Genomic DNA, 22,528 nt, shown 5'->3' on the forward strand with positions numbered 1-22,528 from the left:
TAACAATGGACCCCGTCGTCATCAAACACAGATTCATGAACGCAGTCACAAAATAAAAAATAAAAAAAACCAGGGGGTCAGTATCCGCGTGCCGGATCGACCACATTGAACAGTTCTTGACCGGTCCGCCATCGCGCGAGATTGGTCAAGAACAAGTCAAAAGACGCATCTGCCCAGCCGTCAAAAACCGACGAGCAATGCGGCGAGATAATTGCATTTTCCAATGTCCAGAACGGGCTCTCTGACGGGAGCGGTTCAGTCTCAAAAACATCCAGGACTGCCCCCGCAACCGTACCATCCTGCATCGCAGCCAAGAGGGCCGCCGGGTCAATCACACCGCCTCGTGATACATCCGCCAACACCACGCCCCGCTTCATAGCGGCAAATGCGTCTAGGCCGAGCATGCCCCGCGTCTGCGCAATCAGGGGGGTTGAGACGGCAATGAAATCCGCTTCGGGCAAGACCGTTGGCAGCGCCTCCGCCGTATGAACCTCGTCGACATTCTCCATCTGCTCGGGCCGCGCGCGCGTGCCCACAACACGCATCCCAAAGGCTTTGGCACGTGCGGCAATGGCTTGCCCGGTGTGGCCCAAGCCTATGATCAATAGGGTTTGCCCCTTCAGCGGGCGCACGGTACGGGCCGCCCATTGCCGCGCGCGCTTGTCCGCATTGAGGCCCGGTACATCAAGGGTGAAGTGCAGAAATCCGCCCATCACATATTCCGCCATCATGTCCGCGGCGACCCCCGCGGCATTGGTCACAGTGACCCGGGCCGGATCCCATTGGCCGAAATGATCGGTCCCTGCCCCGCCATTGGCGATCCAGTGAGGGCCGTTCTCGCCAAATAGGGCGGCGCGGGGATATCCCGTTGTGCCCGCAAACCGCACACTATAGACGATGTCGGGGCGGAAACTGGCAAGGCGATCCGGCATGTCGGCATAGGTTTCGCAGCCTTCGACGCGCGCGTCGGGACAGGCCGCTTTCAGCCGTCGCATCAATGTCGCCGTGTCATCGTTGTGGATCAGAATACGCGGGGCTTCAATCATCGGTTGCCTCAATCCCGGGCAACACCAATCCGAGAAGTTCGCAAAACTGCGCATCAGGTTCCAGCAGCCGCGTGCGCATAGACCAAAGCGCGGCGCGGCGCGCATCGTCCAATGGGGCCGCCATCAGGTGAAATTTTGCCTCTACCTCTGTCAAGTCCATGGGCGCTTCGGGGCCTCCGCGGGCGTGCACATCGCCTGAATGCAGCCTGCGCCCATCGGTGGTGTGCACAGTCACATCAGACCAGCGTCCGTCGGGAAACCTCTCCGAATGGCGCGCCACATCGGCCAGGGTGATCCGGTCGAGGGCTGCGTTAACACGCGCGTCCTTCAAACCTGCGCCCGTGATATGATCCGGGCCGACCGCGCCGTGCACCAGCCGCACAGCCAGCGCAAAGGCCAGGGAGTACTGCGCCTGTGATGTTGTGTCGGGCACGCCGCGATACAGTGCTGCAGCCTGGGCAAAGGTCTGCACTTCGACGCGGGCAATATCGGTATCCGCCAGGTCATGACGCTGCATCACCAGCCCCAAGGCGTCCAACGCCGCATGGGCCCAGCGACAAATCGGATAGGGTTTGATGTAGTTCTCGGTAATTGTCCAAACCTGGTCCAGATCCTGCCAATAGGCCGCCACTTCAGGCGCTTCGACGGTAATCGCCGGTGCACCTTCGAACCCGTCCTCAGCCAGCAACACCGCCATCGCGCCCACCAAAGCCCCCATACCAGAGCCGTCATGCAGCATCGTGGGATTGGCGATCTCGCGCATCATTTGACTGCGAGGTCCGTGATACTCTGAAATACCCAACGCTTCGCGCAGCGTGCCTGCATCGTGCCCACGCATTCGCGCCCCGATAGCAGCAACACCCAGCGCGTTCCAGGCCCCGGAAGTGTGGTAATCCTCAACCGTATTGTGCAGGGCGATGGCAGCACGTGCCGATACCTCATAAGACATGGCGAGGGCCGCCAGGGCGCCCCGCCCACTCAGCTCCGGTAAATGCTCCCCAAAGGCGCAAAGCGCGGGCACAACGGCACAGCCAATGTGCCCTTTGGTCGGGTTATAGCCATCATGGGCGTCCAGATTGTCGATCTGGGTCGCAGCGGCAAAGGCCGCCCCGGGGATCGACGCGGCCCGCCCGTCAAAAAGCATATGCGCGCGGTCCGAAGCGTCACCAGCAAGCATGAACCGCGCCGCATGGTTGCGGGCGATCCGTGCTGGCGCCATCGTTGTCGCACCCGCCGCAACGCCCAACGTGTCGATCAGCAAGGTCGACGCCATCTCTAGCGCGGGTTCCGGCACCGCACCCGGGCCCAGCGCGAACGCTGCAATCTCGTCAAATATCATCGCCCGCCCTTTTCCAACAATTGGCCAAAGCCCTGCATTCCGCCGCCTATTCCCAGCGCTCCCAGCGTCTCGAACATGATCGCCTGGTTCGAGGTGACCACCGGTTTGCCGAGGCGCTGTTCGAGCCTGTCGATCACCTCAACACTGCGCATCTCGGTGCAAGACAGAACTATCGCCTCTGCTGCAACGCTATTGGCCCTCAGGCCCAGTGCATAGACCGCATCAGGGTCCAGCGCGCCTTGTTCGTGATTTCCCAAAGTGGCGTCGACCTCGGCCCGCGATACGGTCTCAAAGCCCAGGTCGCCCAAAAAGCCGACCGCCATGTCGTTGATCGCGGGCACATATGGCGAGGCGAAACCGATCTTTTTGACATTGAGGGCGGTGAGCGCATGAACCAAAGCACCTGCCGCCGTGACCGTCTTGGCCCCGCTGGCCGCCGCGATCCGGTCGGCCAGCGCACGATCGAACGCTGGCCCGTGGGTCAACGTCGCCGACGTACATCCATAGATCACCACATCCGGTTTGACGCCCAAAAGCAGCGACAGGGGACCATCAAGGTCGGCCGCCCCCAACCCCTGCATTTGTGCGGCATCGGGCACTTCATCCTCGTCATATCCGCCCATGCGCGCGCTGTGGAGCGACACACCGTCGGGGCGCATCAATACCAGATCAGGCTCAAGATTTCCGTTGGTGAAGGGCACCAGGACCCCAAGGCGCGCGCGCCCGCGTGAAGTTGTCATACCACCCCTCCGGTTTTCCATTGGATCAGCCGGGCGATGGCCGCTCGGGTAGCTGTTTCAGGCCCCATCGTCATGCGCAGCGCATGGGGCAGGCCCGCGCCTTGTTGGCGGCGCAGGAAGATGCCCTCGGCTATCAGCGCGGCTTCGACCTCTTGGGCCAGTTCCGCGCTGTCAAAGCGGATCAGCAGGAAATTCGTGTGACTTGGGACCACATCGAAACCCGCCCTTTGCAGCGTACCGTGTGCCGCGTCCCGCAGGGTGCCGGTAATCTGGCAGGTTTCGCGCATATAAGCCTGATCGCCTAGCGCTGCGGCCGCTGCAACCTGCGACGCGTGCGGTACATTATTCGGGTTCATCACCTTGCGCAGCTGGGCGGCAACAGCAGCGGGAAACAGCCCCCATCCCACACGAAAACCCGCCATACCATAGGCTTTTGAAAAGGTCCGCAGGACGACGCAGCCGCCATCTTCGACCATATCCCAGCAGCGTGTCTTGTCGTCATCACAGTATTCGCCATAGGCCTCGTCAATGATCAGCAACACGTCGTCACGCAGTCCCGCCCGCAGGCGCAACAACTCGGATTTCGGAATGCGGGTCCCTGTGGGATTGCCCGGATTGGCGACGCACACAAGGCTCGTCTCTGGCGCGACCGCCGCCAAGAGCGTATCAACGCAAACCGTCTCTTCTTGCTCTGGCGCGGTAACGACGGCGGCCCCCGCCATCTCGGACGCCGTGCGAAAGAATGGGTAGCTGTGCGCTGGCATCAACACAGATCGCTGAGGCCCCGCATAAACCCGCATCAAACACCCGATCAGATCGAGGGAGCCGTTTCCGCACAGGATTTGATCGGCAGCGATGCCATGCAGATCCGCCAGCGCGTGGCGCAGCGCCGTCCAATCCGGATCAGGATAGGCGGCCCCGTCTGCCAAGGCTTCTGCCGCCGCCTTAATCACAAGCGGGCTGGGCGGGCGCAGGCTCTCATTCTGAGCCAATGACACCAGAGCTTTGCCCGGCGGCGGTGCCATCTGAGCCAGGGCATAGGGGGCCATGGTCGCGATATGGGAATGCGGTTGGGTCATGGCTGGCTCCGGTAAAGTGTTGCAGCCGCTTCTGCGCTGACCCGTCCCGCATCAACATCATCTTGCAAGGCCGCGGTATCGCGCGTCTCGGGCGGGCCAAAACCGCCGCCACCCGGCGTTTCAAAGATCAACGTCTTGCCCGCCTCGATCCTGAACGTGCCCTTGCTGGGCAGATCCGCGCCATCGGCGCCCAAGCGAATGCGCCCCTTTGCCCCGTCCATTCCGCCATGGCGTCCCTTGGCCGGGTTGCCGACCCGCTCGACAGAGAGGAACAACATGATGTCGTGATCATGGGCAGCGCGCACCTCGATATGTTGGCCGAGGCCGCCGCGAAATTGCCCGGCCCCACCGGAATCGGGGCGCAGGCTGCGGCTGTGAAAAATCACCGGTGCGGCCGCCTCCGTCGTCTCGATCTGCGAGCCCCAGACGCCGCTGGGAAAGGCGGTCGCCGACAGGCCGTCCAGCGTGGGCCGGGCCCCGGTGCCGCCGTTGAAGACCAGCTCAATAGCGAAATGCGGCGCGCCGTTGGCATCCGCGTCCGCTGCGTGGCGCAAAGGTAGGTCATACATGCACGATGCCCCTTCGGCCGGAACCTGATCCGGCAACGCTTGAGACAAGCAACCATAGACCAAATCGGGCGTCATCTGCCCCAAGGTGTGACGCATCGCCACCGGCGCGGGCGCCTGTGCATTCAGGATGCAGCCCGCTGGGCCTGTCACGCGAAACGGCTCCAACGACCCAGCATTATTGGGAATTTCAGGCCCAATGATGCATCGCAGCGCAAACACGGTATAGGCCGTTGCGTAGTTCAGCGGCACGTTGATCCCCTTGCTGCAACACGGATCGGTGCCAGCAAAATCGACACTCAGATGATCTTCGGCAATGGTCAGGGCCGCCTGCAAAGTGATCTCGGCGTCATAGCCGTCCACAACCAGCCTGTTGCGCCAGGTGCCCTTGGGAAGAGCCGAAATCGCGGCAAGCGTGCCTGAACGCGACGTTTCGATGATATAGTCGGCCAGCGCGTCCAGATCGGAAATCCCGAACTCGCCCATCATCTGCGCGAGCCGCGTGGCCCCTGCCTCACAACAGGCGATCAGGGCGTAAATATCGCCTTCGTTGGCGACAGGTTCGCGGGAATTGGCTTTCACAATCTCCATCAACAAAGTGTTTATCCGGCCCTCACTCATGAGTTTGCAGGGGGGGATGAGCAACCCTTCGTCATAGATATCCGCGCCGTCCGGCCCCATGCCCAAGCCCCCCAGATCGACAAGATGCGATGTGCAAGAGGTGTATCCAATGACCCGGCCATTCAGAAAAACCGGCATCATCAGCAGGAAATCGTTGAGATGCCCGGACGCAATCCAAGGGTCGTTGGTCAGGTAGATGTCGCCGGGTTTCATATCCTCAGCCGCAAAGGTCGCGACCATCGTCCTGACCGCTTCGGCCATGGTGTTGATATGGCCCGGCGTGCCTGTGACGGCCTGGGCGAGCATGCGGCCCTCGGCGTCAAATATCCCTGCCGAGATGTCGCCGCATTCGCGCACAATAGGGCTGAAAGCAGCGCGGATCAGAGCCTGGCCCTGCTCTTCCACCACGGCCAAGAGCCTGTTCCACATTACCTGTAGTTTGGTTTTGGATGGGGTCATCTCATGTCCTCCGCCGCGATCTGGTGCAGCCATATGTTGCCTTGCATGTCTATCTCGGCCCCAAAATCGGCAGTCACGAGTGTGGTGGTTTGCGGCTCGATGATAAGCGCGGGGCCGGTCAGCTGATCTCCCGGTTTCAGCGCCTCGCGCATGAACAGGCCCGCATCGCACCAGCGGTCGGTGACATTGCACCAGATGCTGCGGGTTTGCGGGGCCGTCACGACACGGCGGGCGGGCTTGCTTGCAGGCGCTGACACCGCAGGCGCGTCCGACGACACCGACAGCCCCCAATTGAGTACTTCGATGGTCATGCCGGGCACGCGCCGCCCGAACTGGCGGCTGTATTCCGCCTCAAACGCGGCTTTCAGCGCCGCGATATCGCTGGGTTCAACAGGGGCATTAGCCAAGGCTATCTCGATCTCGTGCCCCTGCCCTTTGTAACGCATGAACGCAACGCGCCGCTCGTGCAATTGACCATCGGGCGCCCCAGCTCGGACCACCGCAGTCGCTTCGTCCAGCATCGTCGCCAAGAGCGTGTTCAATGCCGCCACATCCAACCCGTCAAGCGTGGTGTAGTGGGATCTAATGATCTCAAAAGACACAGGCGCAAACAAAAATCCAACGGCAGATCCCACGCCCGGATCGCGCGGGACCAGGATGCGCCCGACCCCCGCGCGGCGCGCCAAGCGGGTGGCATGCAAGGGGCCGTTACCACCAAAGGCAATCATCACCCGATCTAAAAGGTTCTTGCCCGATTCCACTGCGTGCATGCGCGCTGCGCTGGCCATCGACTCGTCCACGATCTCGGTCACCGCCGTCGCGGCCCCACCCGCATCCAGATCAAGCGTCGACCCAATGCGCGTGGCCAAAGCCGCCTCTGATGCTGACCGGTCAATCCGCAGCCGTCCTTCGGCAAAGCGGTCGGGGTCGATATAGCCCAACGCGATGTCGGCATCCGTGACGGTGGCCTCTGTTCCCCCCTTGCCAAACCCCACAGGGCCTGGAACAGAGCCCGCACTATGCGGACCCACGGCCACCCGGCCCAAGCTGTCGACAGAGGCGATCGAACCGCCCCCTGCCCCGATCTCGATCATTTCGATGACGGGAATGCGCACCGGCATCCCTGACCCTTTGACAAAGCGGGCAGCGCGCGAAATCTCGAACTTGCGGGACATCTGAGGACGAAAATCGTCGATCAGCGCCAGTTTTGCGGTCGTCCCCCCCATGTCGAAGGACAACACCTCGGCCACATCGCTTTCAGCCGCGAGGCGCGCGGCCAGAATGGCGCCACCGGCAGGGCCGGATTCCACCAGCCGGATCGGCAACCGCGACGCCGTTTCAAGCGTCGTCATACCGCCCCCGGCAGTCATCATCAGGACGGGACACTGCAACCCTTGGGCTGCGAATCGCGTCTGGATGTCGGCCAGATAGACCGACATAAGCGGCTGAATGTAGGCGTTTGCGATGGTTGTGCAGAGGCGATCAAACTCGCGCGCCTCGGGGCTCACATCATGGCTAAGCGAGAGAACAAGCTCGGGCATGGCCGCCCGCAGCAGGTCAGCCAATCGCAGCTCATGCGCCGGGTTGGCATAGGAATGCAGCAGACAAATCGCCACCGCCTCAATCCCTTCATGTCGCAGCGTATCGACAAGGCTTGCCACAGCGCTCTCGTCCAGCGGCGCAATCTCGCGGCCCTGTGCGTCCATACGCCCCCCGATGGTCAGCGCATGTTTGCGGGGCACGATCAGGTCCGGCTTTTCGATATTGGTGGCATATTGGCTGTAGCGACGCTCATAAGCGATTTCCAGAATATCCCGAAAGCCCGCCGTCGTGATGGTCGCAACCCGGGCCCCGCGCCGCTCGATCAGCGCATTGGTGGCCAGGGTAGTACCATGGATGAAAGCGCTCACCTGGCCCCATCCGCATCCTGCCCGCCCCAGCACCTGCTGCGCGCCTTCAAGCGCCGCCCGCGCGGGCGCATCCGGGGTGGTCGGTGTTTTGGTCGTAGCCAGAACGCGGGACGCGCTGTCCATCAAAACGGTGTCGGTAAAAGTGCCGCCAATATCAATGGCCAGGCGCACGCCGCTCGCTGTGTTCATGAAGGTGCCAGATGTTAAGAAGGGTCAGGGATGAGGTTCGCGCGGCGGTGAGGTCCGCCCGTCAAAAGTCCCTGTCAGACAACCAGATCACATCCGGTCGCGCGGCGCAGCGTTGGATTGGGAAGGATCTGGGTCATCGTCGCTGCCGTGCACGGGTCTGTTGCGGCGAACTTGGGCATATGTGCCCGCGATCTGTCAATGGGGCTGTGCCCCGGTTCGCCCTGGTCACCTCATACTGCGCGCAAAATTTAAGCGGCGCGTGCGGACACCCGCTGCGCCGCTCAACTCAAGTCTCTCAGTCGGACCTGGGGCCTGTCCGACAAACGCAAACCTACCCCTGCGCGGCACCATAGCCCGCGCGCCGACCAAAGACAGCACCAGAGGTCAGTCCAGAGCCGCCGGGATAGCCCCCAAAAAAGACCCCGCCCACCAACTCACCGCAGGCAAAGAGGCCCGGAATGGGGCTGCCCGCCTCGGTCATGACGCTGCCTGCATCGTTCACCTTCAGCCCACCATAGGTAAATGTAATCCCGCCCGTCACGGGAAAGGCGCGGAAGGGGCCGGTCTCAATTTTTTGCGCCCAGTGGGACTTTGGCGGCGTTAGCCCTTTGGCACTTTTGCCGTCGAGGGCAGTGGGATCAAAGAGCGTGCTGTCGTCAACAGCGGCATTGAAGGCGTGCAGCGTGGCCAGCGCCGCAGAGCCATCCACACCCTCCATCAGCGCTACCAACTCCTCGAGCGTATCTGCCTCGACAAAATGCGCGTCGTGGAACCGGTATTCGCCATAAAGCAGATCAAACACCTTGCTGTCGAAGACCTGCCATGCAAATTGGCCCGGCTGTTCGAGGATCGCCGCCCCATATTGCGCATAGGTATAGTTACGGAAGTTCGCGCCTTCATCGACAAAACGCGCGCCCTCTGCGTTCAGCATCACACCCAAGAAATACGAAATCTTGCGGTAATTCTTGCGCTCCCCGGGGGGGAGGTGCAGCCCACCGAATTCCGCCATGTGCAAGTCCATCGGCGTCGCATGGCACCCGGCAAAAAGACCGTAATCCATCGCTCCGGCGGCGCGGGCCATGACCAAGCCGTCGCCAGTATTGTGCGGCGTGCCGCGCACTTTGGCCGCCTCCCAGTTGGGGCCCATATGTGTGACCCGCATGTCGGCATTGGCCTCAAACCCACCTGAGGCGAGAATAACCGCATCGGCCCTGATTTCCTCGTCCCCCACGCGCACACCGACCACGGCATCGCCGTCCATGATCAGGCCTGTCACCGCACTGTCATAGCGCACTGTACCGCCCATACGTTCCACTGCGGCCAGTTCCATGTCGAACAGGCCCACGCCCTCATTCTCCGCCGCCAGGGTCAACCCGCCCCAAAACACATGACGGCCCTCTTTCTCAAAGCTTTGGCGGCTGTAGATCGGCTCGAACTTGACGTCATGAGAGGCCAACCAACGCATCGTCGCGCCAGAGGTTTTCACCAGCACCTGCTGTTCGTCAGAAAGCGCGCGACCGTCGTTGAACCCTAATAGGTCCTGACTGAATTTCTCGGTCGTGTAGCTGCCAAAATCCGTGTTGGGCAGGCGGGCATCCTCCGGGTCGCGCAAGAGCGGGATCAGATCCGAGGCCCCGTCATAGGCAAAGCGCATCGCACCGGCGGTGTATTTCGTATTACCCCCCGCAAGCGCCGCATCCGCTTTCTCCAGCAACAAGACATCAGCACCCGTTTCGAGCGCGGCAATAGCGGCACAAAGGGCGGCGTTCCCGGTTCCAACGACGATCACGAATTTGGGCATAGGTCTTCCTCTTGGTTTTATGTATCCGCTTGGATACAATTTGAGTCTTCCCTAAGGGCGGCTTTTTCAAAAGGCAAGACACTTGGCGCAATACTCCACGACGATTAGGGACAGCATCGGAGGTCACCAATGACAAACACCCTCAAGACCCTGGCTCGGGACGGCATCTTGCGCGTCGCTATCAACACCGGCAACCGCGCTCTGGTGCAGACCAACAAAGGCACATTGACAGGCGTAAGCCCTGCCCTCGCCCGTCGCCTCGCCGCAGAGGTCGGGGCCGAGATGCGGCCGGTGATTTATGACGGCGCGGGCAAAGTCTTTGCCGATGCCGATAAAGACAGTTGGGATGTCGGTTTTCTCGCGATAGATGCGATGCGCGCCCGAAAAATTGCCTTCACCGATCCCTACATTACGATCGAGGCGACATATGCAGTGCGCGCCGCCTCACGTCTGGTGGATGTGGCGGATGTGGACACTGAAGGTGTCCGCGTGCTGACCGCAAAGGGTTCGGCCTATGACATGCACCTCTCAAAGACCTTGCAGCGCGCCACGCTGGAACGTCTTGGCACTCCGCCTGACAGCTTTGCAGCATTTCGCGCAGGGCGCTGCGATGCGGTTGCGGGTGTGCGCGCCTCGTTGGAAGGAGCTTTTGGTAGCGACCCAGACATTCGCATTCTGCCCGGTGTGTTGACGGCGGTACATCAGGCGATGGTGTTGCCCCATCGGAATGATCCCCGCATCACCGCTCTCGACGATTTTGTGGCCCGCGCTATAGCCGACGGGTTTGTCAGGCAGGCTGTTCAAACACCTGAGGGTTGATCATGTGGATCGGCACACCTTCTGCATATGCGTTGATCTGGTCAAAGATGTCAGAGAATTGCAGGTCGAACTCATCCTCGGTCACATAGCCGATATGGGGCGTGGCCAGCACGTTGGGTTGGGTCAGCAGGATGTTGTTCGTGTCCGTCAATGGCTCTTGGTCGAACACGTCGACCGCCGCGTGGATGCGCCCGCGCGCGACCTCGGCCTCTAACGCGCCGGGTGCGACAAGGCCCGAGCGGGAAGTGTTCACAAAAAGCGCACGCGGCGCCATCGCGGCCAAATCGTCAGCCGTGATCAATCCCCGCGTTTCGGGCTTGAGGCGCACATGCACACTCACGACGTCAGAGCCGTTAAAGAACGCTTCGCGCGAGGCAGCCACAGTTTCGCCATCCGCAATGGCCCGCGCGCGGCCCGCCTCGGACGCCCACCACTGCACATTGATCCCCATCGCCTTGGCATAGCCAGCAACCGCGCCGGCGATCCGACCATAGCCATAAAGGCCCAGCGTCCGCCCCCGCAGCGTGCGCCCGACACCGGACTGCCAGTTTCCCGCTTTGAGCGACGCCGCCTGTTCGGTGATCTGGCGATAGCTGGCCAGGATCAAGGCCAGCGTATGTTCTGCCGCCGCATAAGATGGCGCGCCGCCATGCATGTTTGAACACAGCAGAACGTTTTGCGCGGTGCAGGCATCAACATCTATATGGGGGTATACGCTGCGCTGCGAGATCAGTTTGAGGTTGGGCAAGCGGGTCAACAGCGCCTCACCGATCTTGGTCCGTTCGCGAAACAGCACCAGCGCCTCGGCATCCTGAACGCGTTCAGCGAGGGCCACTGGATCAGGCTCGTGATCGGTCCAGACAGTCACATCATGCCCCGCCAGTTTGGCAAAGCAGGGCAAGCCGCGAAGCGTGTCAAACCAATCGTCCAGAATGTGAACCTTCATCGGCTTTCAACCCCTGCGGTTGGTGTTGGGCTGCGCGGAGTGGGCACAAAAACAAAGGCATTCAACCCTTCCAGCGCCGCCTGCACCTTTTGCCGTTCGGCCAGCAGGTGATTGAACTGCACATCGCAGCCCGCGATGGGCGTCGGATAGCTGCTGATTTCAGCATTCAGTATCTGTTTTGCCATGTGCAATTCGGTTCTGGCAGCAAGAATGCAATCTTCAAAATCGTCAATCATGATGGCACCTCCGGGGTTAGTATACCACGGTATACCAAAATGAACCACGGTCAATGCCCACCCCATGTCCCCGCGGGGACAAAGACTGATCCTTGCGCCAGTTTCCGCGCGGTCCGTACCAACCCGGCCGATTTGATCGTGAACCCGTTCTCTGCCTGTGCATAGTCCACCAACACGTCGATTGTGCCCGATGCATGTTCCAACGTGATCGGTGCGGGGGTCACGTTCGGTTTGGCCGCCAGCCCGTCAGCCACGGTGCCCGGCGTCAAAACGCAGGCCGCAAGACACTGCGCGCCCGTCACCGCCATGGTCGGATGCGTTTTCCATGGCATGAAATAGCGTGTGGCAATGGTGCCCCCTTTGGTCGCAGGGGCCAGCACGCCAAACTTTGGCGTGACCGAAGACGACACATCCCCCATCCCCATGAGCGCACCTGCCTTGATCCTCAGCGCCTCCATCCGCGCAAAGAAGTCCGCGTTTTCGTCAAGCTCAGCTGCGCTCTCATAGCCGGTCAGACCCAGGCTCTCGGCCCGGGCGATGATCATGGGCATGGCCACATCCATGCACGTCACCTCAACCCCATCGATCACATCAACCAGCTTGCCGGTGGGCAAAAATGCGCCCGTCACCCCGCCCACGGTTTCCATGAATTGCAGCGCCACAGGGGCCGATGTGCCTGGCACGCCGTCAATTCTGGTGTCGCCCTCATAGCTCACCTGCCCGCCGGGCGTCTGGACCATCGCGGCGACCCGCGCCTCGGTGTTCACCGCGCGGATGTTGACAGGCGTCTCGCCGTCCTGGACCGGCACCAGCCCCATTTCGATGGCCGCGGGGCCCACGCCGGACAGGATATTGCCGCATGTAGGTTTGAAATCGACGAGGCGATCCTCGACGCTCACCTGCGCAAAGAAATAGTCGACATCGGCCCAGCCGTCGGCCGAGCGTGACAGCATCGCGACCTTGGTCGTGACCGCCGCCCCTCCGCCAATCCCGTCGATGTTCAGCGGATGGCCAGAGCCTACCATGGCGATCAGCACTTCGGCCAATTTCTGCAAATCCTCGGGCAGATCGGCGCGGTTCAGGTACGGCCCCCGCGAGGTTCCGCCACGCATGAATAGAAAGGGAATGGCGGTCTGGCTCATGTCAGCGGCCAGGGCAGATCGACGTATTCCTGCAAAAGGCCCGGCGGAAAGTCACGGTTCAAGAGCCACGCCATGCCACACATGAATGCCAGCCCGGCCACGGTGTAGATCGTGGCAAACACCAGGCTCACGCCCGCTCGAAAGCGCATGAAGGTAAAGAGGAAGATAACCAACGCCAGGATGAAGCCCAAGAGTGACGTCAGGATCAGCAGCCCGGCAAACCACGCCAGTGTCGGCCAAAGCCCGTGTTTGGCATTTGCATCCTCACCATTGCGTTCCCGGTCGGCGAAGATCGTGTCCGTCTCGGGCTTCAGCATCATTCGTATGATCAGGAAGGCACAGCCGACGAGGCAGACGCTGGCCACGAACATCGGGAAGACCCGGTCGCGGCTGTAGCTGGGGATCGAGGCAGCGTCGTAGAACGCGTAAGCGATGTAGCCTGTGATGACGAGCAGGAATACCAGTGGCGCACGTTTTGAGCCGGACTGCACGTCGCCCTCAGCCATGATGTTTTTCGCCTGACGCAGGCCCAGAACCACCGACAATACGGTGATGATCAAGAGAACGATCACGATGGGCGAAAAGATGTAGTCGATCCCTTCCTCGAACCCGCGACGGAACCGCGAACTGGCGATTTGCACCGCCTGGTTGGCATAGTTTTCTGCCGGGGTAGCCAGCACGAAGCCAATCAGGAAAGCAGGCCGCGACCAGTCGAAGCGGCGCATCAAGAGACCCAGGAAACCAATGGCAAAAAGCGCCACAAGATCCATCAGGTTCTGACCCGATTGGAAGGCCGCAAAGCTGATGATCATGAAGAGGAACGGGGCGAGCAGCGCAAAACGGATTGTGGTCAGCTTGGCAATGCCGCCGCTGGCCGCGATGCAGATGATCGTCCCCACCACGTTGGCCAAGGCCAACAACCATACGATAGAGTATGTTATGTCGAGGTTGTTTTTGAGCATCGCCGGGCCGACTTCGATCTGGCCAGAGCCTAGGAGCGCAATTGCCCCGATGAAAATCGCCATGGAGCCGGAGCCAGGGATGCCAAAGAGCAGCGTAGGCACCAGCCCGCCGCCTTCCTTGGCGTTGTTCGAGCTTTCCGGCCCGATCACGCCGCGCACTTCGCCCTTGCCGAAATTTGACTTGTCCTTGGTGGTTTGCACCGCGTGTCCATAGGCGATCCAGTCCACAACCGATCCGCCCAGACCGGGGATCACTCCGACGACAACTCCGATGATTGAACAGCGCACCGACAGCCAGATATTGGCGAACCAGTCGCGCACGCCGTCCAGCCAGCCGCCGCCCAGTTGCGCCTCGCGGCTGATGGCGCGGTCCTGACGCAAGAGCGATATGATCTCGGGGATGGCAAAGATGCCCAGGCCCACGATAACCAGTTTCAGACCGTCGGTCAGATAGGGAAAATCATAGGACGACATGCGCAGATCACCCGAGGACGCACCCTCGCCTATGGTGCCGATCAACATGCCAAGGCCCGCCGCGACGATCCCTTTGATTGCGACGCGCCCCGCAAGGATCCCCACCATCGACAGGCCGAAGATGGTGATCATCAACAGCTCTGGCGTGCGGAACTCCAGCACGATGGGACGCGCAATCAGGATAAAGACAGTGAGGAAGGTGGCCCCTACAAGACCACCAAAGAGTGACGAAGCAAAGGCCGCTGACAGTGCGCGCGCAGCCAAGCCTTTTTTCGACATGGGAAAGCCATCCAGCACGGTGGCTTGTGAGGCCGACGACCCAGGGATCCCCATCAAGACAGAAGCGAAGGTGTCAGAGGTTGGGACAACGGCCACCATGCCCACCATGAGCGCGAGCCCTAGGATCGGATCCATCCCGAACATGAAGGGCAGCAAGAGAGACAGCCCCGCAATGCCGCCCAGACCGGGAAAGACGCCGATGCACAGGCCCATTACCACGCCCAACACCAGATAGCCCAGAACAACTGGTTGCAAGATCAACGCCCACGCGTCGCCCAATGCCGGCAGTGCCTCCATGATGACTTCCATGAAATCACTCCTCCCCTTCACTTGTGAAAACGCCCCGACCTGTCAGGCGGGGCGTTCAAAAAGCGAAGGCTTAGTTCAGCGACACGCCGTATTTTTCCTGCAGCCAGTTGACGATGAATGCCTTGGCTTCGGGGGATACGTTTGTGGCGCTGGCCTTGGCGGTTTCAGCCGCCTCGCCGGTCATCTGGGGATATTTGCCCAGACGCTTGCCCGAGATTTCGGCGAAGTCCGCACGCGCTTTGACAGCCTCAAACGCGGCTGTGTAAGTCACGATCGCGTCGTTGCTGGCACCGTTGGGCAAGAACACCATCTTTTGCGCAGGGAAACCCGCGATAAAGAAGGCTTTCCAAGCGTCCCATTTTTCGCCTGATGTTTCGCAAGCGGGTGTCGCCTCGCACACTTCCTTGAAGGTCGGGATGTCAGGGAATGTTGGGTCACGGACGATGTTGCCTGCATCATCCAGCGCGCCCCAGGTCATCATTGGCACGGCTGCGCCTGCTTCGACCAGCGGTGTCACGCCCGACAGGTAGGAGGACGAGGTTTGGTAGTCGATGTTTGCTTCGCCGCGCTCAAACATCAGACGGCCATCGCCGCGACCCTTGATGCCCATGACGCTTTCGACGTTCAAGCCCAGCATTTCCCAGGCCAGTGTCGGCACGAGGTCAAGGCGCGTGGCGCCCTGGTTGCCATAGATGAAATCCTCGCCTTGCAGTGGCGTGGCATCCATGCCGTCCATCTTTGCTGCCAACTCTGGCGGCAGATAGGCGACGCCGCCTGTGCCGGAGGCCAGAACGACGTTCCAGTCCGCGTAGTCGTATTTCACTCGTGGATCGCCCAGCAAGAACGGGAATTGAGTGGACCCTGACGAGCCGAAGATCAGCGTGCCATCGTCATAGGATTGTTCCTGGAAAAAGTTCGCGCCTTTGGTCGAACCGGCACCGGGCATGAATTTCACAACGACTGTAGGCTCGCCTGGCAGTGCCTCAGACAAAAGCGGCGCGTAGAAGTTGGCCCATTTGGCCGACCCGCCGGTTTCGGAAAATGGGATGATCCATTCGACAGTTTTGCCGGCCAGATCGATACCGTGGCCGCCTGCATTGGCTTGCATGGCAAATGTTGCGGTTGCCGCGGCCACAAGGCCAGTGGCCACGCGACGCGTGGTTTTGAAAGTGGACATATGTTCCTCCCGGTTTTTTGGTCCCTTCTCCCAAAGGGGCCGTGATCGAATCGCCGGGGGTGTCCGCCCCCGGTTGATGTCTCATCTTTGACCTGCGAACCTTGCATCAGACTTGCATGGATAGAATTTAGGCGATGCGCATCACTTTGGTTGAAGATAATACAAGCCTTTCCAAGGGGATAACGTATCGCCTTGAGGATGCGGGCCATGCTGTGGATGCGCTTGGCGATGGGACAGAGGCGGCGGATTACCTGAAAACGGACGGGGCCGACCTGGTCATTCTGGACATCAACTTGCCCGGGGTCGACGGTCTGACCTTGCTGTCGGACATGCGCAAACGGGGGGATTTGCGCCCCGTTATCCTGCTCACGGCGCGGGCGGAAACGCAGGATCGGGTGATCGGTCTGGATGCGGGCGCTGATGATTACCTCATCAAACCCTTCGAGATGGCAGAGCTTGAGGCCCGTGTCCGTGCCCTATTGCGTCGCCGTCAAGTCCCACAACCGCAGCTGCGCCCGGTGGGTCAGTTGCAGTATGACGCCAGTGCCCGCCAGCTTTTTGCCGAAGAGGCCGAGATCGACCTGCCCCGCCGCGAAATGTCAGTTTTTGAATGTCTGCTGGATGCAGGCGGCCGTCTGGTGTCGAAAACCGCAGTGCTGGATCATGTTTACGGCGTGGGTGCTGATATCGAGGAAACGGTGGTCGAGGTCTATATTTCGCGCCTGCGCAGCCGCCTGAAACCTTACGGCCTCACGATCCGAACACGCCGTGGTCTGGGTTACCAACTGTTGGTCGAGGACACGGAATGAGGCCAAATTCGCTGCGCTCGCGACTGATCCTGATCATTCTGCCGCCTTTGTTGCTGATCGCTCTGGTGGCCGCAGTCTGGCAGTTCCGGGGCACCACAATCCGGGCAGAAAGCATCTTTGATCGCGGGCTACTATCCGCCGCCCTTGCCATCTCGCGCGATGTGGCGGTGTCGGATGGCGATGCGCTTAGCCCCGCCACGCGGCGGTTGGTCAATGACACCTCTGGGGGTGAATTATTTTATCATGTCTATGCCCCCGATGGCGTGTTTGTCACCGGCTATTCGACGCCCCCTGTCCTACCGCAAAACGCGCCCGCCCCCCTGACCGAACCATTCTATTACGATGGTCGCTATCAGGGTCAGGACGTGCGTGTGCTTCGCTTTCAGGATGTCACCGTCGTCAGCGGCGTGGCAGGCATTTTCAACATCACCGTCTGGCAGAGCGCCGATGTGCGTCGCAGCTTCGTCCGCGAGGTACTGTCGCGGTCCTTTGGGGTGATCATCCTTTTGGTGCTGTGTGTAGCCGTAGTCGTTTGGTTCGGGGTACGGTTGGGCTTGCGCCCTTTGCTGGACCTTGAACAGGCCATCGCCAAGCGTACCCCAAGCGAGCTTGAGCCGATCCGCCGCCGTGTGCCCGCAGAGGCCCAAGGGCTGGTGACCACCCTCAACGATCTGCTGAACCGGGTGTCGCGGCGGATCAGTTCCAAGGACGAGTTCATCTCGAACGCCGCGCACCAGCTGCGCAACCCTGTCGCCGGCGTGTTAGCCCTGGCCGAGGCGGTGCAAAACGCGCCCAACGCGTCTGCCGCCAAGGCGCGCAGTGCCGAGTTGGTCGACGCCGCGCGCGAGGCGAGCAATCTGACGAACAAGCTGTTGTCCTTTGAAAGGGCCAGTGGCACCGATTTGCTGAACTCGGGGACACGGCTCGATCTCAAGGCGCTCATCGCTCAGGTGCGCGAGACGTTCAGCCAGCAAAACACTGATCGCGGCGTCATCGTCACAATGCGCTTGCCCGACACGCCCGTGATGATCCGCGGCGACGCCGTCATGCTGCAAGAGGCGGTGTTGAACCTGATGAGCAATGCTGTGATCCATGGTGGCCCGGAACTGTCAGAAATCGCTGTGACCCTGACCAAGACACGCGGCACCGCAATCCTGACGGTGCAGGACGACGGGATGGGTATTGCGCCCGACAAACATGTCGAGGCCATCAGCCGTTTCAGTCAGGCCGGTGGCGGGCCCGGCAGCGGCTTGGGTCTGCCCATCGCGCTCAGGGTCATGGAGAACCACGGCGGCGGGCTTGAGATCCTGGACAATTCACAAGGTGCTTGCATCCGCATCACCCTGCCACTGAACGAGCAGCCCACCCACTGACGCTATTGCGCGATCCGGTTCAGCACGCTGGTGCGCGACACGATGCCGACCGGTGCGCCGTCCTCGACCACCTGCAAAACATCCACATCCTGCATCTGTTCAAGGATCGTCTTGACCGGCAGTTCAACGTCAATCCGTGGGCCATCCGTTGTCCCCGCCACCATCACATCGCGCGCAGTCAGGACGCCCAGCGGGTTCATATGGGCCACGAAATCAGTGACATAGTCGTTGACCGGATTGGTGAAAATGTCGCGTGGTGTGCCGCATTGCACGATACGCCCCCCTTCCATAATCGCAATGCGATTGCCGATCTTGAAGGCCTCGTCGAGGTCGTGGCTGACAAAGATGATCGTCCGGTTACGCTCGGCCTGAAGCTCCAGCAACTCATCCTGAAGCCGGGCGCGGATCAGCGGGTCGAGCGCCGAAAACGGCTCGTCCATCAACAAGATCGGCGCATCGGTGGCAAAGGCGCGGGCCAAACCCACACGCTGTTGCATGCCGCCGGACAACTCGCCCACCAAGGCATCGGCCCGGTCGGCCAGTCCGACCAGGGACAGTTCTTCTTCTACGCGCGCATGCCGTTCCTTGACGCCCATGCCGCCCAATTCCAAACCCAGCCCCACATTGTCGCGTACGGTGCGCCAGGGCAGCAGGCCGAACTGTTGAAACACCATCGCGACCTGGCTAAGGCGGATGGCCCGCAGGGTCTTTGCATTCGCCGCCGTCACCGACGTCATGCCATTTGGCCCCGCGACGCGCACATCGCCTCGCACAACCGCATTCAGGCCGTTGACCGATCGCAACAGCGTGGACTTGCCCGATCCCGACAGGCCCATCAGCACCAGGATCTCGCCTTCTTCAACCTCAAGCGAGCAATTGTGCACGCCAAGAACCTGACCCGTGGCTGCGTTGATCTCTGCACGTTCCTGGCCCGCATCCATCAGCGGCAGCGCATCCTGCGGTTTGTCGCCAAACACGATGGAGACGTTGTCGAAAATCACCGCGCTCATGACCGGTTCACCCGCAACATGCGATCAAGGATGATGGCCACAACGACAATCACCAGCCCGCTTTCAAAGCCCAATCCCTTGTCCACGCGGTTCAGTGCGTTCACAACCGGTTTGCCCAAACCGTTGGCCCCCACAAGGGCCGAAATCACCACCATCGACAACGACAGCATGATCGTCTGGTTCAAACCTGCCATGATCTGTGGAAAGGCAGATGGCAGTTCGACTTTCCACAAAAGCTGCCGTTTCGTGGCCCCGAATGCCTCAGCCGCCTCGATCAGCGGCGTGGGCGTTTTGGACACACCAAGATGCGTCAGTCGGATGGGCGCAGGCAAGACAAAGATCACAGTGGCCACGAGACCGGGCACCTCGCCCAAACCAAAGAACACGATGGCCGGGATCAGGTACACAAATGTCGGCAAGGTCTGCATGATGTCCAGCACCGGCAACACAAAGGAATAAAGCCGCGCGCGGTGCGCCATGGCGATGCCGATCGGCACCCCGATGGCCATGCACAACAGGCAGGCCGACAACACCAGTGTCAGCGTTTCGATCGTCTCTTCCCAATAACCCTGATTCAGGATGAAGAGGAAACCCACCGCGATGAAGGCACAGATTTTCCAATTGCGTTGCAGCACCCAGGTGACGGCAACGAACAGGGCAATCAGGATCAGGGCCGGGATCGTCTCGAACGTCCACAGGATGCTGTCGGTCATTGCCTCCAGCAACATGGCCAGCCCGTCAAAGAACCAGATCATGTTGGTTTCCAGCCAGTCAAATGCGGCCTCGGCGGCGTCATCGACAGGGATTTTATAGGCGGAAATCCATTCGAGGCTGAGGAAGGATTCCATCAGTCTATACCTTTGTCAAAATGCGAAAAGGCAGGCCCGTACACAGGCCTGCCCCGATTTCAGGCGCCTTACAGGCCCAATGCAGACTTGGCAGCGGCCATCGCGTCGCCACCGTCGACAGTTGTCACACCGTCAAGCCAGCCATCCAGAGCGCCGGGGTTGGCGGACAGCCAAGCGGTTGCCGCATCCGCAGGCTCCGCCCCGTCATTGAGGATCGCGCCCATGATCTCGTTTTCCATGCCCAGCGAGAACTCCAGGTTTTGCAAGAGCTTGCCCACATTCGGACACTCGGCCACGTAACCGGCGCGCACGTTTGTCGCCACTTCGGCCCCGCCCAGGTTTGGGCCGAACCAGTCATCGCCGCCCTCAAGGTACGTCATGTCGAAATTGGCGTTCATCGGGTGCGGTTCCCAGCCGAGGAAGATGATCGGCTTGTCACGTTTGCTCAACCGCTCGACCTGCGCCAGCATCCCCTGTTCGGAGCTTTCAACCAGCTCAAACCCTTTGAGGCCAAAGGCGTCCGCCTCGATCATGTCGAGGATCAAACGGTTGCCGTCATTACCTGCTTCAATGCCGAAAATCTGAGTGTCCAACGCATCCGCATTGGCGGCGATGGCATCAAAGCTGTCGATGCCCAACGCTGCACCAGCGGCATTCGTGGCCAGCGTGTATTTCGCGCCTTCCAAGTTTACGCGCACTGTTTCGACCGTGCCTGCCTCACGGTAGGGGGCGATGTCGGCCTCCATCGTGGGCATCCAGTTGCCAAGGAACACGTCCACATCACCTTTGGCCAGCGAGATATATGTGACAGGCACCGACAGCACTTCGATTTCAGTGTCATAGCCCAGCGCCTCAAGCACCACGGTCGTGGCGGCGGTGGTGGCGGTGATGTCTGTCCAACCCACATCCGAGAATGTAACGGTACCGCAATCGGCGAGGGCTGGGCCCGCGGCGGCGATGGCCAGAACGGAAAGGCTGTTGCGAAGGTTCATTTATGTGTCTCCCACTTGGATTTTGAGCGCGCCCCGGACCGGATCACGCAACAAGGTGACGCGCCGATTTGAGTAAGTCCAAGTGCGCGCCCCGCTTTTCTGCGGTCAAGCGTATAGGGGGTGTCACGCGAATTAAAGCGCAATTCTGTGGCCTGAGGATGCTTTGACGCTCAGCGCGTCGCCATCCATGCCTGCCATTGCGTGGGCGGCGCCCCGAAACCGGCTGGGAGCGGTTGGCGCAGCACGGCGCAGACCAGCGCCGCCGCGCGGTTGTTCATCTGCTGCGGCACGTCATTGAGCAATGTGCCCACCATGGTCACAAAGCCCCGATCAGCCCCTTTTTTCAGAGGCTCCGATAAACCCGCGCTGCGGGCCGTGGCCAGATCGCGCAGACACAACAATACCCTCCGGTCCTCTTGACCAAGCCCCGCGTAGTCCAGTGTCGGCAGGGCCGCCCCTTGCGCCTTGGGTCCGAGATCTTTCATCCGGTGATGTCCGACGGCCCAAAGGGCCGCGATCCGTATCCGCCAATCGCTGTCTGCCAAACTGGCAGAGACAAGCGCTCGGGCGGCCATGTCGTCCGAAATGCCATCGCTGGTGATGGCAGCACACAGCGCCTCCCAACGAAGTTGCGCAGCACTTGCGTTGGCTGGCGCAGCCCGGGGCGGCACAGTCAGCAACTCGGTCAAGGCAGCTTCGGGGTCCTGGACGATACGGCCACCGCAGGCCTTTTGCAGGGCATGGGCAAGGCGTGGCGCGCTATGCCCGCGAATCTCGACGTGCGGAACGCCTGCAGCATCTGCATGCCAATCCACCTCAAGACCCAGATCGGGGTGGCGGGTCCAGGATGCAAATGCGGGCGGATCGATTTGCGCCACGGCATCGCGATCTTGGGTTAGGCCAAAGTCGCCAGCAATTCGTTTGACACACGCCAGCGTAACATCCCTGACGAGGCACCGCGTGCCGGGCATGTAGGCAATCCGGTGCAGGTCAAAACCGGGCGGTGCTGTAACCGTGGTCGGGATGTGCGTGACCAGAGCAAAGCGGACGTTGCTCAGCACTTCGGAACACGTCGGAAGGGCCTCAAGACTGTTGTCCAGATAATCCATCGCAATCGCTTCGAGCGTCTCATGGCACCGCTCCACCAGAGCATAGGGGGCATCGTGCGCCTGCCAGATGACCGCATCCGAACTCGCATCATGAGCGGCCAATTCGCCCCCGACGTTTTGCGGATCGGTCACGAATTGTGCGGGGTTGCGCCGCAGCGCGCTATCGAGAGACGCCAAAATAGTGGCGAGGGACAAAGTTGTTTCCCCGAAATCCCCGGACAGCAGATCAGCGATGCGATCCGCCGGTCCATCCCCAATCAAGTCACCCGATTTTTCGCGCCACCAGCCCATCT

General features: G+C 61.0%; 19 protein-coding genes. 3 read left to right on the forward strand and 16 right to left on the reverse strand.

What is annotated here, in order from left to right:
* Positions 1–77: 77 nt before the first annotated feature.
* The 7 genes from Q1A44_RS19760 to tcuA form a co-directional block, all read right to left on the reverse strand.
* Positions 78–1,046, reverse strand: a complete 969-nt coding sequence (locus tag Q1A44_RS19760; RefSeq protein ID WP_299628700.1) for a D-2-hydroxyacid dehydrogenase — start codon at positions 1,044–1,046, stop codon at positions 78–80.
* The gene (locus Q1A44_RS19765; protein WP_299628702.1) at positions 1,039–2,385 is read right to left on the reverse strand and encodes an MmgE/PrpD family protein; all 1,347 of its coding nucleotides are present in this window, start codon (positions 2,383–2,385) and stop codon (positions 1,039–1,041) included. Before Q1A44_RS19765 ends, Q1A44_RS19760 begins: the two co-directional genes overlap by 8 nt.
* The gene (locus Q1A44_RS19770; protein ID WP_299628704.1) at positions 2,382–3,125 is read right to left on the reverse strand and encodes an Asp/Glu racemase; all 744 of its coding nucleotides are present in this window, start codon (positions 3,123–3,125) and stop codon (positions 2,382–2,384) included. The genes Q1A44_RS19765 and Q1A44_RS19770 overlap by 4 nt, the downstream gene beginning before the upstream one ends.
* Complete coding sequence (locus Q1A44_RS19775; protein WP_299628706.1) at positions 3,122–4,204, reverse strand: histidinol-phosphate transaminase; 1,083 nt, start codon at positions 4,202–4,204, stop codon at positions 3,122–3,124. The genes Q1A44_RS19770 and Q1A44_RS19775 overlap by 4 nt, the downstream gene beginning before the upstream one ends.
* On the reverse strand, positions 4,201–5,850 hold the full coding sequence (locus Q1A44_RS19780; RefSeq protein WP_299628708.1) for a hydantoinase B/oxoprolinase family protein: 1,650 nt from the start codon (positions 5,848–5,850) through the stop codon (positions 4,201–4,203). Before Q1A44_RS19780 ends, Q1A44_RS19775 begins: the two co-directional genes overlap by 4 nt.
* The gene (locus Q1A44_RS19785; RefSeq protein WP_299628710.1) at positions 5,847–7,949 is read right to left on the reverse strand and encodes a hydantoinase/oxoprolinase family protein; all 2,103 of its coding nucleotides are present in this window, start codon (positions 7,947–7,949) and stop codon (positions 5,847–5,849) included. The genes Q1A44_RS19780 and Q1A44_RS19785 overlap by 4 nt, the downstream gene beginning before the upstream one ends.
* Positions 7,950–8,280: 331 nt before the next feature.
* Positions 8,281–9,750: an FAD-dependent tricarballylate dehydrogenase TcuA gene (gene tcuA / locus Q1A44_RS19790; protein ID WP_299628712.1), complete on the reverse strand. Its 1,470-nt coding sequence runs from the start codon at positions 9,748–9,750 to the stop codon at positions 8,281–8,283.
* 129 nt (positions 9,751–9,879) lie between these two features.
* Between tcuA and Q1A44_RS19795 the strand changes: the two genes are divergently transcribed.
* The gene (locus Q1A44_RS19795; protein ID WP_299628714.1) at positions 9,880–10,569 is read left to right on the forward strand and encodes a transporter substrate-binding domain-containing protein; all 690 of its coding nucleotides are present in this window, start codon (positions 9,880–9,882) and stop codon (positions 10,567–10,569) included.
* On the opposite strand, the gene Q1A44_RS19800 is transcribed toward Q1A44_RS19795, so the two are convergent.
* The 5 genes from Q1A44_RS19800 to Q1A44_RS19820 all read right to left on the reverse strand — a co-directional run bounded on the left by Q1A44_RS19800 (position 10,538) and on the right by Q1A44_RS19820 (position 16,025).
* Complete coding sequence (locus Q1A44_RS19800; protein ID WP_299628716.1) at positions 10,538–11,515, reverse strand: D-2-hydroxyacid dehydrogenase family protein; 978 nt, start codon at positions 11,513–11,515, stop codon at positions 10,538–10,540. The two genes, Q1A44_RS19795 and Q1A44_RS19800, sit on opposite strands and share 32 nt — an antisense overlap.
* Positions 11,512–11,751 (reverse strand): hypothetical protein, encoded by a 240-nt coding sequence (locus tag Q1A44_RS19805; protein WP_299628718.1) that lies wholly within the window; start codon positions 11,749–11,751, stop codon positions 11,512–11,514. The genes Q1A44_RS19800 and Q1A44_RS19805 overlap by 4 nt, the downstream gene beginning before the upstream one ends.
* Positions 11,752–11,801: 50 nt before the next feature.
* On the reverse strand, positions 11,802–12,893 hold the full coding sequence (locus Q1A44_RS19810) for a 4-oxalomesaconate tautomerase (RefSeq protein ID WP_299628720.1): 1,092 nt from the start codon (positions 12,891–12,893) through the stop codon (positions 11,802–11,804).
* The gene (locus Q1A44_RS19815; RefSeq protein WP_299628723.1) at positions 12,890–14,917 is read right to left on the reverse strand and encodes a tripartite tricarboxylate transporter permease; all 2,028 of its coding nucleotides are present in this window, start codon (positions 14,915–14,917) and stop codon (positions 12,890–12,892) included. The genes Q1A44_RS19810 and Q1A44_RS19815 overlap by 4 nt, the downstream gene beginning before the upstream one ends.
* Positions 14,918–14,987: 70 nt before the next feature.
* Positions 14,988–16,025, reverse strand: coding sequence for a tricarboxylate transporter (locus Q1A44_RS19820; RefSeq protein ID WP_299628878.1), 1,038 nt, complete (start codon positions 16,023–16,025; stop codon positions 14,988–14,990).
* Between the two features lie 203 nt (positions 16,026–16,228).
* On the opposite strand from Q1A44_RS19820, the gene Q1A44_RS19825 reads away from it, so the two are divergent.
* Both Q1A44_RS19825 and Q1A44_RS19830 read left to right on the forward strand, forming a co-directional pair.
* Positions 16,229–16,903, forward strand: a complete 675-nt coding sequence (locus tag Q1A44_RS19825; protein WP_299628725.1) for a response regulator transcription factor — start codon at positions 16,229–16,231, stop codon at positions 16,901–16,903.
* Entirely contained in the window at positions 16,900–18,276 is a 1,377-nt protein-coding gene (locus tag Q1A44_RS19830; RefSeq protein WP_299628727.1) for a sensor histidine kinase, read from the forward strand. The genes Q1A44_RS19825 and Q1A44_RS19830 overlap by 4 nt, the downstream gene beginning before the upstream one ends.
* Positions 18,277–18,278: 2 nt before the next feature.
* Here the strand turns inward: Q1A44_RS19830 and choV are convergent, their stop codons facing one another.
* The 4 genes from choV to Q1A44_RS19850 form a co-directional block, all read right to left on the reverse strand.
* Positions 18,279–19,286: a choline ABC transporter ATP-binding protein gene (gene choV / locus Q1A44_RS19835; protein ID WP_299628729.1), complete on the reverse strand. Its 1,008-nt coding sequence runs from the start codon at positions 19,284–19,286 to the stop codon at positions 18,279–18,281.
* Entirely contained in the window at positions 19,283–20,134 is an 852-nt protein-coding gene (gene choW, locus Q1A44_RS19840) for a choline ABC transporter permease subunit (protein ID WP_299628731.1), read from the reverse strand. The genes choV and choW overlap by 4 nt, the downstream gene beginning before the upstream one ends.
* 68 nt (positions 20,135–20,202) lie before the next feature.
* Positions 20,203–21,126, reverse strand: coding sequence for a choline ABC transporter substrate-binding protein (gene choX, locus Q1A44_RS19845; RefSeq protein ID WP_299628733.1), 924 nt, complete (start codon positions 21,124–21,126; stop codon positions 20,203–20,205).
* 170 nt (positions 21,127–21,296) lie between these two features.
* Positions 21,297–22,526 (reverse strand): hypothetical protein, encoded by a 1,230-nt coding sequence (locus tag Q1A44_RS19850; RefSeq protein WP_299628735.1) that lies wholly within the window; start codon positions 22,524–22,526, stop codon positions 21,297–21,299.
* Positions 22,527–22,528 lie beyond the last annotated feature (2 nt).

The organism is uncultured Tateyamaria sp. (assembly GCF_947503705.1).
Lineage (GTDB): Bacteria > Pseudomonadota > Alphaproteobacteria > Rhodobacterales > Rhodobacteraceae > Tateyamaria.

What these genes read in the sequence shown, in the direction of transcription:
- Q1A44_RS19760 (WP_299628700.1), bottom strand. Translation starts at nt 1,046, where the DNA reads ATGATTGAAGCCCCGCGTATTCTGATCCACAACGATGACACGGCGACA.
- Q1A44_RS19765 (WP_299628702.1), bottom strand. Translation starts at nt 2,385, where the DNA reads ATGATATTTGACGAGATTGCAGCGTTCGCGCTGGGCCCGGGTGCGGTG.
- Q1A44_RS19770 (WP_299628704.1), bottom strand. Translation starts at nt 3,125, where the DNA reads ATGACAACTTCACGCGGGCGCGCGCGCCTTGGGGTCCTGGTGCCCTTC.
- Q1A44_RS19775 (WP_299628706.1), bottom strand. Translation starts at nt 4,204, where the DNA reads ATGACCCAACCGCATTCCCATATCGCGACCATGGCCCCCTATGCCCTG.
- Q1A44_RS19780 (WP_299628708.1), bottom strand. Translation starts at nt 5,850, where the DNA reads ATGACCCCATCCAAAACCAAACTACAGGTAATGTGGAACAGGCTCTTG.
- Q1A44_RS19785 (WP_299628710.1), bottom strand. Translation starts at nt 7,949, where the DNA reads ATGAACACAGCGAGCGGCGTGCGCCTGGCCATTGATATTGGCGGCACT.
- tcuA (WP_299628712.1), bottom strand. Translation starts at nt 9,750, where the DNA reads ATGCCCAAATTCGTGATCGTCGTTGGAACCGGGAACGCCGCCCTTTGT.
- Q1A44_RS19795 (WP_299628714.1), top strand. Translation starts at nt 9,880, where the DNA reads ATGACAAACACCCTCAAGACCCTGGCTCGGGACGGCATCTTGCGCGTC.
- Q1A44_RS19800 (WP_299628716.1), bottom strand. Translation starts at nt 11,515, where the DNA reads ATGAAGGTTCACATTCTGGACGATTGGTTTGACACGCTTCGCGGCTTG.
- Q1A44_RS19805 (WP_299628718.1), bottom strand. Translation starts at nt 11,751, where the DNA reads ATGATTGACGATTTTGAAGATTGCATTCTTGCTGCCAGAACCGAATTG.
- Q1A44_RS19810 (WP_299628720.1), bottom strand. Translation starts at nt 12,893, where the DNA reads ATGAGCCAGACCGCCATTCCCTTTCTATTCATGCGTGGCGGAACCTCG.
- Q1A44_RS19815 (WP_299628723.1), bottom strand. Translation starts at nt 14,917, where the DNA reads ATGGAAGTCATCATGGAGGCACTGCCGGCATTGGGCGACGCGTGGGCG.
- Q1A44_RS19820 (WP_299628878.1), bottom strand. Translation starts at nt 16,025, where the DNA reads ATGCAAGCCAATGCAGGCGGCCACGGTATCGATCTGGCCGGCAAAACT.
- Q1A44_RS19825 (WP_299628725.1), top strand. Translation starts at nt 16,229, where the DNA reads ATGCGCATCACTTTGGTTGAAGATAATACAAGCCTTTCCAAGGGGATA.
- Q1A44_RS19830 (WP_299628727.1), top strand. Translation starts at nt 16,900, where the DNA reads ATGAGGCCAAATTCGCTGCGCTCGCGACTGATCCTGATCATTCTGCCG.
- choV (WP_299628729.1), bottom strand. Translation starts at nt 19,286, where the DNA reads ATGAGCGCGGTGATTTTCGACAACGTCTCCATCGTGTTTGGCGACAAA.
- choW (WP_299628731.1), bottom strand. Translation starts at nt 20,134, where the DNA reads ATGGAATCCTTCCTCAGCCTCGAATGGATTTCCGCCTATAAAATCCCT.
- choX (WP_299628733.1), bottom strand. Translation starts at nt 21,126, where the DNA reads ATGAACCTTCGCAACAGCCTTTCCGTTCTGGCCATCGCCGCCGCGGGC.
- Q1A44_RS19850 (WP_299628735.1), bottom strand. Translation starts at nt 22,526, where the DNA reads ATGGGCTGGTGGCGCGAAAAATCGGGTGACTTGATTGGGGATGGACCG.